General features: G+C 65.4%; 11 protein-coding genes. 3 read left to right on the forward strand and 8 right to left on the reverse strand.

Going from position 1 to position 12178, the window contains the following annotated elements:
• Positions 1–15: 15 nt before the first annotated feature.
• The 8 genes from VFG17_RS00675 to VFG17_RS00710 form a co-directional block, all read right to left on the reverse strand.
• Complete coding sequence (locus VFG17_RS00675) at positions 16–1218, reverse strand: serine hydrolase domain-containing protein (protein ID WP_325027554.1); 1203 nt, start codon at positions 1216–1218, stop codon at positions 16–18.
• A 13-nt stretch (positions 1219–1231) separates the two neighbouring features.
• Positions 1232–2035 (reverse strand): SDR family NAD(P)-dependent oxidoreductase, encoded by an 804-nt coding sequence (locus VFG17_RS00680; protein ID WP_325027555.1) that lies wholly within the window; start codon positions 2033–2035, stop codon positions 1232–1234.
• Positions 2035–2811 carry an SDR family oxidoreductase gene (locus VFG17_RS00685; protein ID WP_325027556.1) on the reverse strand — a complete coding sequence of 259 codons (777 nt, stop codon included), beginning with the start codon at positions 2809–2811 and terminating at the stop codon, positions 2035–2037. The genes VFG17_RS00680 and VFG17_RS00685 overlap by 1 nt, the downstream gene beginning before the upstream one ends.
• Complete coding sequence (locus tag VFG17_RS00690; RefSeq protein ID WP_325027557.1) at positions 2808–3875, reverse strand: phosphotransferase family protein; 1068 nt, start codon at positions 3873–3875, stop codon at positions 2808–2810. The genes VFG17_RS00685 and VFG17_RS00690 overlap by 4 nt, the downstream gene beginning before the upstream one ends.
• Complete coding sequence (locus tag VFG17_RS00695) at positions 3872–4963, reverse strand: Zn-dependent alcohol dehydrogenase (protein WP_325027558.1); 1092 nt, start codon at positions 4961–4963, stop codon at positions 3872–3874. The genes VFG17_RS00690 and VFG17_RS00695 overlap by 4 nt, the downstream gene beginning before the upstream one ends.
• 21 nt (positions 4964–4984) lie before the next feature.
• Entirely contained in the window at positions 4985–6274 is a 1290-nt protein-coding gene (locus tag VFG17_RS00700; protein ID WP_325027559.1) for an acyl-CoA dehydrogenase family protein, read from the reverse strand.
• Positions 6275–6384: 110 nt separating this feature from the next.
• Positions 6385–7845, reverse strand: coding sequence for an MFS transporter (locus VFG17_RS00705; RefSeq protein ID WP_325027560.1), 1461 nt, complete (start codon positions 7843–7845; stop codon positions 6385–6387).
• The gene (locus VFG17_RS00710; RefSeq protein WP_325027561.1) at positions 7842–8699 is read right to left on the reverse strand and encodes an SDR family oxidoreductase; all 858 of its coding nucleotides are present in this window, start codon (positions 8697–8699) and stop codon (positions 7842–7844) included. Before VFG17_RS00710 ends, VFG17_RS00705 begins: the two co-directional genes overlap by 4 nt.
• A 172-nt stretch (positions 8700–8871) precedes the next feature.
• Here VFG17_RS00710 and VFG17_RS00715 point away from each other — a divergent pair, with 172 nt between their 5' ends.
• The 3 genes from VFG17_RS00715 (at position 8872) to VFG17_RS00725 (ending at position 12099) form a co-directional block, all read left to right on the forward strand.
• Complete coding sequence (locus tag VFG17_RS00715) at positions 8872–10053, forward strand: acyl-CoA dehydrogenase family protein (protein WP_325027562.1); 1182 nt, start codon at positions 8872–8874, stop codon at positions 10051–10053.
• Positions 10054–10056: 3 nt separating this feature from the next.
• Complete coding sequence (locus tag VFG17_RS00720; protein WP_325027563.1) at positions 10057–11175, forward strand: acyl-CoA dehydrogenase family protein; 1119 nt, start codon at positions 10057–10059, stop codon at positions 11173–11175.
• A 120-nt stretch (positions 11176–11295) separates the two neighbouring features.
• Positions 11296–12099, forward strand: coding sequence for an SDR family oxidoreductase (locus VFG17_RS00725; protein WP_325027564.1), 804 nt, complete (start codon positions 11296–11298; stop codon positions 12097–12099).
• Positions 12100–12178 lie beyond the last annotated feature (79 nt).

The raw sequence follows: 12178 nt of genomic DNA on the forward strand, positions 1-12178 counted from the left end.
TCCTTGGTCTAAATGTCAGTCGTCGAGCGCGGCGTGGACAAGCGTCTTGACCTCGCGCCGCACGGGATAGGTGGAGGAGGGCATGAGCTGGGTCATGAAGACCATGCAGATCTCTTCGACCGGATCGACGAAGAAGCCGGTCGAGAACATGCCGCCCCAGTAGAAATCTCCCGCCGAGCCGGGAATGCCCGCGCGCGCCGGGTCGAGCGTGACCGCGAAGCCGAGCCCGAAGCCGACCCCCGCATTCTCGTCCTCGGAAAAAATGCCGACGCTATGCTGCGTCAGGTCGCCGCCGCCGGGCAAATGGTTCGAGGTCATCAGGTCGAGCGTCTTGCGGCTGACGATCCGCACATCGCCGAGCTTGCCGCCGCCGAGCAGCATCAGGCAGAAGCGGTGATAGTCGTGAAGCGTCGAGGCGAGCCCGCCGCCGCCCGAATGAAAGCTGCGGTCCTTCGCCCAGCGGCTGCGCGCGCCTTCGTCGAAACCCTGCTTCACTTCCTTCGGATGAAAGGCATAGGCGTCGGCGAGCCGGTGTTGCTGGTCGGCGGGTACCTTGAACCCCGTGTCGACCATGCCGAGCGGGCCGAAAATGCGCTCCTGCAAAACCTCGCCGAACGGTTTGCCCTCGACCCGTTCGATCACCGCGCCGAGCACGTCGGTCGCCATCGAATAATTCCAGTGCGCGCCGGGGTCGAACTGCAGCGGGATCTTCGCAAGATCGGCGATGAAGCTGTCCATTGTGTAATCGGCGTCGAAATCGTCGATGCGCGCCTTGCGATAAGCCGCGTCGACCGGGGTACGCTCCTGAAAACCATAGGTCAGCCCCGCGGTATGGCGCAGCAGGTCGACCATGCGGACCGGCGACGCGGGCGGCCGCGTCAGAAAGGGCACATTGCCGCCGCCCGCGACGAAGACGCCGGTGTCGCGAAACTCAGGGCAGAACTTCACCAGAGGGTCCGACAGCGCGACCTTGCCCTCCTCGACCAGCATCATGAAGGCGATGCTGGTGATCGGCTTGGTCATGCTAGCGATGCGGAAGATCGCATCCTCTTTCAGCGCCTCGCCCGGCCGGCCCCCGCCGATGCATGACTGATGCGCGATCTCGCCGCGCCGCGACACGAGCGTCGCGGCGTGCGGCAAGCGGCCGGTGTCGACATATTTGGCGGCGAGAAAGGCGGGGATGCGGTCCAGCCGCGCGAGGTCGAATCCATGGGTCATAGGACGGGACCTATCAGTGCGAGGTCTGGCCAAGCAACTGGCGTGTCACCGGATGCGAGCTGGTGAGGCCGCCGTCGACCGCGATCGCCTGCCCATTGACGTAGCTCGCCTGATCGCTGGCGAGGAACAGCGCGACATTGGCGAGTTCCTCGGGCTGTGCCGCGCGGCGCAGCGGGTTCAATTGGCCGAGCTTGTGCGTGACCTCCTTGGCCTTCGCATAATCGAAGGTCGGCTTGGTCATCCCCGTTTCGGTGAGGCCGGGACACACGGCGTTGACACGCACGCCGCTGGTCGAGAGCTGCTGCGCCGCGACCTTGGCGAGATTGATCACCCCCGCCTTCGACGCCGAATAAGCCCCCGGACCCGCGCCCGAATTGATCCCCGCAACGCTCGCGGTGAGCACGATCGCGCCGCCGCGGCCCTGATCGACCATCGCCTTGCCGGCGTGTTTCACCATCAGCGCGGGGCCGATCAGGTTGACGCGCAGCGTCTCGGCCCAGGCGATGGGGTCGAAATCGAAAATGCCGCCCATGTCGCCGATGATCCCGGCGTTGGCGAAGGCGATATCGAGCGCGCCATAGGTTTCTTTTGCGGCCGCCACGAGCTTCGCGACATCGGCCTCGACGCCCGCGTCGATCTCGAGCGCCACGACCTCGCCGCCCGCGTCCTTCACCAGCTTCGCGGTGTCGTGCACCGCCTCCGTCTTGTCGCCGATGACGAGCTTCGCGCCCTCGACGGCAAAGCGCAGCGCGCTCGCGCGTCCGATGCCCGAACCGGCACCCGTGATGATCGCAACCTTGCCATCCAACGCGCCCATCATGCGCCTCCCGAAATCGTGGCCCCGCCATCGCACACGATGGTCTGGCCGGTGGTGAATGCCCCCGCCTTGCTGGCGAGGAAGACCGCGGCGCCCGCGATCTCGTGCGGCTCGCCGATGCGCTTCAAGGTCGAGGCGGCGGTCGATCGTTTGAGGTTGTCGGGATTTTCCCACAGCGCGCGCGCCATGTCGGTGCGCACCAGCCCCGGCGCGATGCAATTGACGCGCACCCCGCGCGGGCCGAACTCGACTGCGAAATTGCGCGCGACCTGCATGTCGGCGGCCTTGGAAATCCCGTAGGCGCCGATGATCGGCGATCCTTTCAGCCCGCCGATCGAGCTAATGATGATGATCGATCCGTCGCCGCGTTCGAGCATTTCGGGCGCGACCATGCTGATCAGCCAGTGGTTGGACAATATGTTATTGTCCATGATCTTGCGGAACTGATCGTCGCTGATCCCGAGCCCGGGGCCATAATAGGGGTTCGACGCGGCGTTGCAGACGAGCGTGGTGATCTTGCCGAAAGCCGCGCGCGTTTCATCGACGAGGTTCTGGAGGTCGTCCTTCGACGAGATGTTCGCTGCGATCGCAATCGCGGTGCCTTCGCCGAACTTCGCATTGATCTCGGCCGCGGTGGTGTCGCATGCGTCCTGTTTTCGGCTCGAAATCACGACCTTCGCACCCTGCTCGGCCATCGCCTCGGCGGTCGCCTTGCCGATGCCACGCGACGATCCGGTGATCAGCGCGACCTGCCCGCTCATGTCGAACAGGCTCATGCGCCCGCCTTCTTCGCGAAGTCCCACGCGCGCTCGGCGAGCGGCAGGACGCGTTCGGACATCGCTTTCGCATGCGCGGAAGAAGCGGTGCCGTCGATGACGCGCTTCTTGATCCCCTGCATGATGCCGGCGAGGCGGAAGAAGTTGTACGCGAAATACCAGTTCATGTCGGGCACGCCGTCGCGGCCGGTGGCCGCGCAATAGCGTTCGACCACCTCGTCGAGTTCGGGAATGCCGAGGTCCTTGCGGTCGAGATCCATGACTCCCGAGCGGCCGCCATTTTCGGTAACCCACGCCATCGCGACATAGGTAAAATCGGCGAGCGGATCGCCCAATGTCGACAGCTCCCAGTCGAGGACCGCGAGCACTTCGGGCCGGTCCTTGGCAAAGATCATGTTGTCGATGCGATAGTCGCCATGGACGACGCTGGTCCGCGTCTGTTCGGGCAGCGTTGCCGGCAGCCATTCGATCAGCCGCTCCATCTCGTCCATCGTCTCGGTTTCGGAAAGCTTATACTGCTTCGTCCAGCGGTCGACCTGGCGACCGAAATAATTGCCGGGCTTGCCGAAGTCCGAAAGCCCCGCCGCCTCGACGTCGACGCTGTGCAAGGCAGCGAGCGTGTCGATCATCGCGTCGTAGGTCGCGCGGCGGTTCGCGGGTGTCGACCCGGGCATCGACCCGTCCCAGATCGTCTGCCCGTCGACCATGCCCATGACGTAAAACCAGCTCCCCACGACATCGTCGTCGGTGCAGAGGCCGTACTGGCGTGCGACGGGGAAGCCCGTCTTGTGGAGCCCCGCCTGCACCTTGTATTCGCGGTCGACCGCATGCGCCGACGGGAGCAGCGGGCCAAACGGCTTGCGCCGCAGCACATAATTGCCCGACGGCGCGCTGATCTTGTACGTCGGGTTCGACTGGCCGCCGGCGAATTTGCCCTGCGTCAGCGGACCCTCGAAACCCTCGACATTGGCTTCCATCCACGCGGTCAGCTTCGCCTCGTCGAGCACATCGGCGCCTTCGGGCGCGACGGTGCCGCTGAACGCCTTTTGCGCGTCGAGCGTCATTGGTCGAACACGATCACCGACCGCGCGGCGTCGCCTTTCCTCATCTTGTCGAACCCTTCGTTGACCTTCGCGAGCGGGATCGTTTCGGCGACGATCGAGTCTAGGTCGAGCAGCCCGCGCAGGTAGAAATCGACGAGGCGCGGGATGTCGACCGGGAAGCGGTTGCCGCCCATGATCGCGCCCTGCAATTTCTTGCCCGAGAGCAGGTCCATCGCGCTCAATCCGACCTTTTCGGCGAGCGGCATCATGCCGAGGATCGTCGCCGTGCCGCCGCGGCGCAGTGACGCCACCGCGAGGCTCGCCGAAGCGGGACGGCCCACGGCTTCGATCGCATGGTCGACGCCGCCCTTGGTCAGCTCGACGATCTGCTTCGCGGCATCGTCGGCGAGCGCGTCGACAACGTCGGTCGCGCCGAGCTTCACCGCCAGCGCGCGCTTCTCGGGAACCGGGTCGGCGGCGATGATCCGCCCCGCGCCCGCGATCTTCGCGGCGTTGATCGTCGCGAGCCCGACGCCGCCGCAGCCGACCACCGCGACCGTCTCGCCGGGGGTCACCTTGCACGCGTTGAAGATCGTCCCCGCGCCCGTCGTCACCGCGCAACCGATCACCGCCGCGCGGTCGAGCGGCATCTCGGGGTCGATCGCGACGCACGCATGTTCGTGGACGAGCATCGTCTCGGAGAAAGCCGAGAGGTTGAGCATCTGGTTCACCGGCGATCCGTCGGGCCGCGTGATGCGCGGCGCCGCGCCCGCCGGCCGGCGCGTGTCGCCGCCCATGCACAGCGACATGCGGCCCGACACGCAGAATTCGCAGTGGCCGCAGAAGGCGCTGAGGCAGGTCACGACCGCGTCGCCGACCTTCACCGTGCGCACTTCGCTGCCGACCGCCTCGACGATGCCCGCGGCCTCGTGGCCGGGAATAGCCGGAAGGGGATGCGGGTAGGCGCCGTCGATGAAATGCAGGTCCGAATGACAGAGCCCACACGCCGCGGTGCGGATGCGCACCTCGTGCGGGCCGCAATCGGCAACGACGACATCTTCGATCGACAGCGGCTTTCCGGGCTCGATCAGAATCGCGGCTTTGGTCACACTATCTCTCCGGTTTCTGGTTTAACGCGAAACGCCGATGTCGCCCGACGAAAAGCCGGGCTCGCTTGCCTCGCTATGCCTGGCGAATTCGATCCGCGCGATCGCGCGTTCGTGGACCTCGTCGGGTCCGTCGGCAAGGCGCAGGGTGCGCTGGTGCGCATAGGCCTTGGCGAGCCCGAAATCCTCCGACACGCCGGCGCCGCCATGCGCCTGGATCGCATCGTCGATGATCTTGAGCGCCATGTTCGGCGCCTGCACCTTGATCATCGCGATCTCGGCGGCGGCGGTCTTGTTGCCGACCTTGTCCATCATGTCGGCGGCCTTGAGGCAGAGCAGGCGCGTCATCTCGATATCGATGCGCGCGCGCGCGAGGCGGTGCTCCCAGATGCTATATTCGGCGACCTTCTTGCCGAACGCGACGCGTGACTGCAGCCGCTTCGCCATCTTGGCGATCGCTTCCTCGGCGACGCCGATCGTACGCATACAATGATGGATGCGCCCGGGCCCGAGCCGCCCCTGCGCGATCTCGAACCCGCGCCCCTCGCCAAGCAGCATCGCTTCCTCGGCATTGACGCGCACATCCTTGAGCTCGATTTCCATATGGCCGTGCGGCGCATCGTCATAGCCGAAGACGGGCAGGTGGCGGAGGATGTTCACCCCGGGGGCGTCGAGCGGCATCAGCACCATCGACTGCTGCGCATGGCGCTTCGCGGCGAAATCGGTCTTGCCCATCACGATCGCGACCTCGCAGCGCGGATCGCCCGCACCCGACGACCACCATTTGCGGCCGTTGATCACATAATCGTCGCCGTCGCGCTCGATCCGCGTCTCGATATTCGTCGCGTCGGACGAGGCGACGCGCGGCTCGGTCATCAGGAAGGCCGAACGGATCTCGCCGTTCATCAGCCGGCCGAGATATTTGTCCTTCTGCGCGCGCGTCCCGTAACGGTGGAACACCTCCATATTGCCGGTGTCGGGCGCCGAGCAGTTGAACACCTCGCTCGCAAAGCCGACGCGGCCCATTTCCTCGGCGCAGAGCGCATATTCGAGGTTGGTGAGGCCGGGGCCTGCAAATTCGAACGTCTCGTCGACATGGTGATGCGCGGCGCTGCGCGGCGGCATGAACAGGTTCCAGATGCCGGCGTCCTTCGCCTCGGCCTTCAGATCCTCGACGATCTGGATGACCTTCCAGCGGTCGCCGGCCTTGTCCTGCTCGTTGTAGGTCGGGACGGCGGGGCGGACCTTGCGCTCGATGAAGTCGCGCACCCGGTCGCGCCAATAGACCTGCCGGTCGGTGAGATCGAAATCCATCTCCGCATCCTTCCCTTTACGTTCACGTAAACCCTTGGACCGATTCGCCGGCCTTGCCAAGTCCTGCGGTCCGAAAATTACCCCATTTGGTCATGGCGCGCATTTTTCGCTTAGGGGTGCGCTCCGCTCGCGTCGGGTTCGGCGCGCGCCGCGTCGCCCAGCAGCGCCAGCCGCGCCTCGTGATCGGCGCGCGAGATCGGGAAGCGCCGCATCACGATCAGCCCGACGATCCCGATGACGAGCACCGAAAGCATGTAGCCGAGCGCCAGATCGCCGAGCACCGCGTTGCTGACCTGTCCCGGCTCGGCCCCGGCCGGAAAGGCGGCGAAGGACAGGATCATCCCCGCGACGAAGATGCCGATGCCCGTCGCGCATTTCTGCATGAAGAAATATCCGGCGAAGAACAGCCCCTCCGACCGGCGGCCCGTTTCGCTTTGCGAAGCTTCGACGACGTCGGCCATCATCGACGAGGAGAGGATCATCAGGATGATCGAGAAGGTGTTGGAAACGAAAACCAGCCCGAACATCCATGCGACGCTCGGCTTGCCGGGCAGGCCGGGGAAAAACCCCTGGATCCACGCGAAATAGATGCCGCTGTTGACGATCAGCGAGATCGCGCCGGCCAAAATCGCGCCGTCGCGCTTGCCGAGCTTTGCCGATAGCGGCGCGACGAGCAGGAAGGCCGCGATCATCGTCCCGAACAGCAGAAAGACATAAGCGACCATCTCGCCCTGCGTGAACTGCCAGAAAAAGCTCAGCAGATAATTGTTCATCGAAAAGGTGATGCCCTGATTGACGAAGCCGAAAAGCGCCGCGAACACCAGCCACAGGAAGGCGCGGTTCGACAGCGTGTCGCGCATGTCGCGCAGGATATGCGACAGGCTCATTGCGGGCTTGTGGTCGGCGAGGTTCGACACCGCGATCCGCTTGTGCTGGCCCGCCGCCGAGATGACGACCGCGCCGAGCATGACGAGCGCGCCCGTCAGCGCATAGGGGAAATAGCCCGCCGGATCGACCAGCCCTTTGGCGCCGCCGAAAAACACGCCATAGGCGAGGACGAGGATCACCAGCCCGCCGCCCCAGCCGAACAGGAAGCGGTAGCGCATCACCGCGGTGCGCTCGTCATAATCGGCGGTGAGTTCGGGGACGATCGCCACCGACGGCACTTCGCACATCGACACCAGCGCGCGGACGATGATCGCAAAGCCGATCAGCCAGGCGACGGTCGCCGCATCGCTCATTTCGGGCGGGCTCCACAGCGCCATCCACGCGAGCGCGAGCGGGAAGGGCGCGACATACAGCCAGGGCAGGCGGCGTCCCCAGCGGCTGCGCGTGCGGTCGGTCAGCTCGCCGATCACCGGGTCGATGAACGCATCGAAGATCAGCGCGACCATGATCGCAATGCCGACGATACCGGCGTCGAGGCCAATGACCTGATTGTAGAACAGCAGGAGGAAGGTCGAAAAGCCGTTTTCCTTGACGCCGTAAGCGATGCTGCCGAGCCCGTGCACCAGCTTCAGCCAGACCGGCAGCCGTTCGGGGCGCGGGGGCGCGGCGGTAGCCGCGCTCACGCGGCGGCTCCGGCCTTCGCCGCTTCCTCCATCGCGAGCAGGGCGTCGAATATGCCCGGCGTTTCCTTGTCCCACGCGTGGCGCTGACCGATCGTCAGCCCGCCGTCGACGAGCAGGTGGGTGCCTGTCATGAAGCTCGATTCCTCGCTCGCGAGATAGGCGACCGCGTTGGCGATATCCTCGGGCTGGCCGCCGCGCGCGACGGGCTGCGCGTTCGCGCTCATCTCGGCGATCACCGCATTCGCCTGCGTCTTGAGCTCGCCCGGCACCTCGAGCGAGGCGGTGAAGATATTGGTGTTGATGAAGCCCGGGCAGATCGCGTTCACGCGGATGCCATATTGCGCGAGGTCGGTCGCCGCGACCTTGGAGAGGTGCAGCACGCCCGCCTTCGCGACCGCATAGGCGATCGGCGAATAGCCCGCGCCGAGCGCCGCGACGCTTGCGGTATTGATGATCGACGCGCCCTTGCGCCCCTTCATATGCGGCGCGGCATAGCGGATGCCCATCGCGACCGACTTCAGCACCAGATCCATCGTCCGGTCCCAGCCATCGGGCGTGATCTCGTCGATCGGCGCGCGGTCGCCGCCCGCGGCGGCGTTATTGAAGACGATGTCGATCCCGCTGGCCTTCGCCGCGGCGGCGTCCATCAGCGCCTCGATATCCGAGGGCCTCGTCACGTCGCAGCGGACGAAGTCGACCTTGCCGTTCGATGCTTCGGCGAGCGCTTTCCCGCCCACTTCGTCGATGTCGGCGGCGAAGACATGCGCGCCTTCGCCCGCCAGCTTCAGCACCGTGGCTTTGCCGATACCCGACGCCGCGCCGGTGACGACGGCAACCTTGCCTGCGAATCGCATGACCCATTCTCCCGTTTTCTTTTGCCACTTAGCTTAGGCGCCAAAGGTGACGCGTCAACGGCGGTCAATCCGACGCTACGGCGCCGTAACGGCAGGGGCGCGGTGCCAAGTTGACGCTTGCGTAAAGCAGCGAAGCGGACGTAGATTTGGCCGCAGAAGAGGAGCCAAAAGGATGAGCGAACTGGACGCGTTCCGCACCGAAGTGCGCGAATGGCTGGAGGCCAATTGCCCCCCCGAAATGCGCGAGCCCGTGCGCGACGAGGGCGACGTGTGCTGGGGCGGCCGCAACTGGGTGTTTAAGAATGACGCCCAGAAGCAATGGCTCGAAGCGTGTGTGGCGAAGGGCTATACCGTGCCCGACTGGCCGAAGCCCTATGGCGGCGCGGGGCTCACCCCCGAGCAGACCAAGATCCTCAAACAGGAAATGAAGCGCATCCACGCGCGCTCGCCGCTCGACAGCTTCGGCATCTGGATGCTCGGCCCCGCGCTGCTGCAATTCGGCACCGAGGAGCAGAAGGTCCAATATCTGAACCCGATCGCGCGCGGCGAAATCCGCTGGTGTCAAGGCTATTCCGAACCCGGCTCGGGCAGCGACCTCGTGTCCTTGCAGACCTTCGGCGAGGACAAGGGCGATCATTGGGTCGTCAACGGGTCGAAGATCTGGACCAGCTACGCCGACAAGGCCGACTGGATTTTCTGCCTCGTCCGCACCGACAAGATGAACAAATATCAGGGCATCACCTTCATGCTCTTCGACATGGAGAGCAAGGGCGTCACGACCAAGCCGATCCTGCTGATCAGCGGCAATTCGCCCTTCTGCGAAACCTTCTTCGACGATGTCGAAGTGCCCAAGACGCAGTTCATCGGCGAAATCAACCGCGGCTGGGACGTCGCCAAATATCTGCTCGGCCACGAACGCGAGATGATCTCGGGCGGCGGCGCGGGCGGCGACATGGTCAGCATCGGCGGCGCCTTTGCCAAGGCGTTCGGCAAGAATGCGGCGGGCGAGCTCGATGACCCGATCCTGCGCGCCGAAATGGCGGCGTTCGACGTCGACGTCTTTGCCTATCGCGCGATGGGCGAGCGTTTCATGGATATGTGGAAGACCGGGCGCGCGCATCCTGCGTCGTCGAACATGATGAAATATGTCGGCACCGAACTCAACAAGCGCCGGCACGAGCTGGTGATGTCGGGCGGCGGCAGCGAAGCGCTCGAATGGGACAGCGAAGAGACCAAGGGCGGCGCAAGGGCACGCGGATGGTTGCGCACCAAGGCCAATTCGATCGAAGGCGGGACGAGCGAAGTCATGCTCAACGTCATCGCCAAGCGTATCCTCGACCTGCCCGGAGCCTGACCCATGCCTTTGTATCACAATGACGACCAGGCGATGCTCAAGGACAGCGTCGCCCCCTTCGTGGCCGAACAGGCGCCGGTGTCGCACCTGCGCAAACTCCGCGACTCTGCCGACGCCACCGGCTTCTCGCGCGACCTCTGGGCACAGTTCACCGAAATGGGCCTGCCCGGCATGCTCGTTCCCGAGGCGCATGGCGGCCTCGGCATGGGGCATATGGAAGCGGGCATCGTGCTCGAGGAAATCGGCCGCAACCTGACCCCGTCGCCCTTCCTGTCGACCGGCGTCGGCGCCGTCGCCGCGCTGGCCAAGGCGGGCGGTGCGCAGGCGGGGCGCTGGCTCCCCGCCATCGCTTCCGGTGAAGCGATCATCGCGCTCGCGATCGACGAAGGCGCCAAGCACCGCCCCGAGCGCATCGCGACCACCGCGACGCGCGCCGGCAACGGGTTTCGGTTGGACGGCAAGAAGAGCTTCGTCCTCCACGGCCATGTCGCCGACATGAGCATCGTCGCGGCAAAGACCGACGGCGGGATCACCCTGTTCGCGGTGCCAAAGGATGCGAAGGGTCTGACCGCCGACCCGCGCCGTCTCGTCGACAGCAGCTTGGCCAGCCATGTCACGCTCGACGGCGTCGAAGTCGACGCCGACGCGGTGATCGGCGAGGTCGATGCGGGCGGCGAAATCCTCGATGCCTTGCTCGCCGCCACCCGCACCGGTGCCGCCGCCGAAATGGTCGGCGTCGGGCAGGGCGCGATGGACATGACCGTCACCTACCTCAAGGAACGCAAGCAGTTCGGCAAGCTGATCGGCGAGTTCCAGGGACTCCAGCACCGCGCCGCGCATCTCTATGGCGAGATGGAAGTCGCGCGCGCGACGGTGATGAAGGCGCAGCAGCTGCTCGACGAAGGCAGCGATGGCGCGAAGCTGATGGTCTCGGTCGCGAAAGCCAAGGCTGGCCGCGCCGCCAATCTTGCGGTGCGCGAAGGCGTCCAGATGCACGGCGGCATTGGCATGACCGACGAATATGACATCGGCCTCTACATGAAACGCGACCGCGCGCTCGCCGAGTTCATGGGCGATGTGCATTATCACATCGATCAGGTCGCGCGGATGAACGGCTATTGAGCCAAGCATTTCCAAACCCGTTCGCCCTGAGCTTGTCGAAGGGCCGTCCTCTCTTTCGGACGTCGCGGGGAAGAACGGTCCTTCGACAAGCTCGGGACGAACGGAAAAAGGGATAGCGTTATGAACCTCCAGAACATGTTCGGCCTCGACGGCCGCATCGCACTCGTCACCGGCGGCTCGCGCGGCATCGGCAAGATGATCGTCGAGGGCTATCTCGCCGCGGGCGCGGCGCGCGTCTATATCTCGGCGCGCAAGACCGCGCAGATCGAGGAAGCCGTCGCCGATTTCGAGACGCGCTACCCGGGCAAGGTCATCGGCCTCCCCGTCGACCTTTCGACCGTCGAAGGCTGCCGCGCGCTCGCCAAGGAACTCGAAGCGCGCGAGGAACGCCTCGACATCCTCGTCAACAACGCCGGCGCCGCCTGGGGCGAACCCTTCGAGGGCTTCCCCGAGGCGGGCTGGGACAAGGTGATGGACATCAATGTCAAATCGCCCTTCTTCCTGACGCAGGCGCTCCACGGGCTGCTCAAGGCCGGCGGCAGCGCCGACCGCCCCGCGAAGGTGATCAACATCGGCTCGATCGACGGCCAGCGTTTGAACCCGTGGGAAACCTACAGCTATCACGCGTCGAAGGCCGCGATCCTCTACCTCACCAAACGGCTCGCGGCGCGGCTGGTCAGCGATCATATCCTCGTCACCGCGATCGCCCCCGGCGCCTTCCAGTCGGACATGAACAAGGCCGCGCGCGACCATGGCGACGCGGTCGCGAAGAGCATCCCCGTCAAGCGCATCGGCGTGCCCGAGGATATGGCGGGCGCCGCGATCTTCCTCGCGTCGAAGGCGGGCGATTATATCGTCGGCGACACGATCACCGTCGACGGCGGTCTCGTCCACGGCGACGTTCGGACGAGCATCGACGCCTGACGCCTCCTCTCCTGCATCGTCACCCCGGACTTGATCCGGGGTCCCGCTACGCGACGTCAAAAAAGCGGGATGCCGGATC

This window comes from Sphingopyxis sp., from assembly GCF_035686825.1.
Classification (GTDB): Bacteria; Pseudomonadota; Alphaproteobacteria; order Sphingomonadales; family Sphingomonadaceae; genus Sphingopyxis.

What these genes read in the sequence shown, in the direction of transcription:
- VFG17_RS00685 (WP_325027556.1), bottom strand. Translation starts at nt 2,811, where the DNA reads ATGAGCCTGTTCGACATGAGCGGGCAGGTCGCGCTGATCACCGGATCG.
- VFG17_RS00680 (WP_325027555.1), bottom strand. Translation starts at nt 2,035, where the DNA reads ATGGGCGCGTTGGATGGCAAGGTTGCGATCATCACGGGTGCCGGTTCG.
- VFG17_RS00710 (WP_325027561.1), bottom strand. Translation starts at nt 8,699, where the DNA reads ATGCGATTCGCAGGCAAGGTTGCCGTCGTCACCGGCGCGGCGTCGGGT.
- VFG17_RS00675 (WP_325027554.1), bottom strand. Translation starts at nt 1,218, where the DNA reads ATGACCCATGGATTCGACCTCGCGCGGCTGGACCGCATCCCCGCCTTT.
- VFG17_RS00725 (WP_325027564.1), top strand. Translation starts at nt 11,296, where the DNA reads ATGAACCTCCAGAACATGTTCGGCCTCGACGGCCGCATCGCACTCGTC.
- VFG17_RS00690 (WP_325027557.1), bottom strand. Translation starts at nt 3,875, where the DNA reads ATGACGCTCGACGCGCAAAAGGCGTTCAGCGGCACCGTCGCGCCCGAA.
- VFG17_RS00720 (WP_325027563.1), top strand. Translation starts at nt 10,057, where the DNA reads ATGCCTTTGTATCACAATGACGACCAGGCGATGCTCAAGGACAGCGTC.
- VFG17_RS00715 (WP_325027562.1), top strand. Translation starts at nt 8,872, where the DNA reads ATGAGCGAACTGGACGCGTTCCGCACCGAAGTGCGCGAATGGCTGGAG.
- VFG17_RS00700 (WP_325027559.1), bottom strand. Translation starts at nt 6,274, where the DNA reads ATGGATTTCGATCTCACCGACCGGCAGGTCTATTGGCGCGACCGGGTG.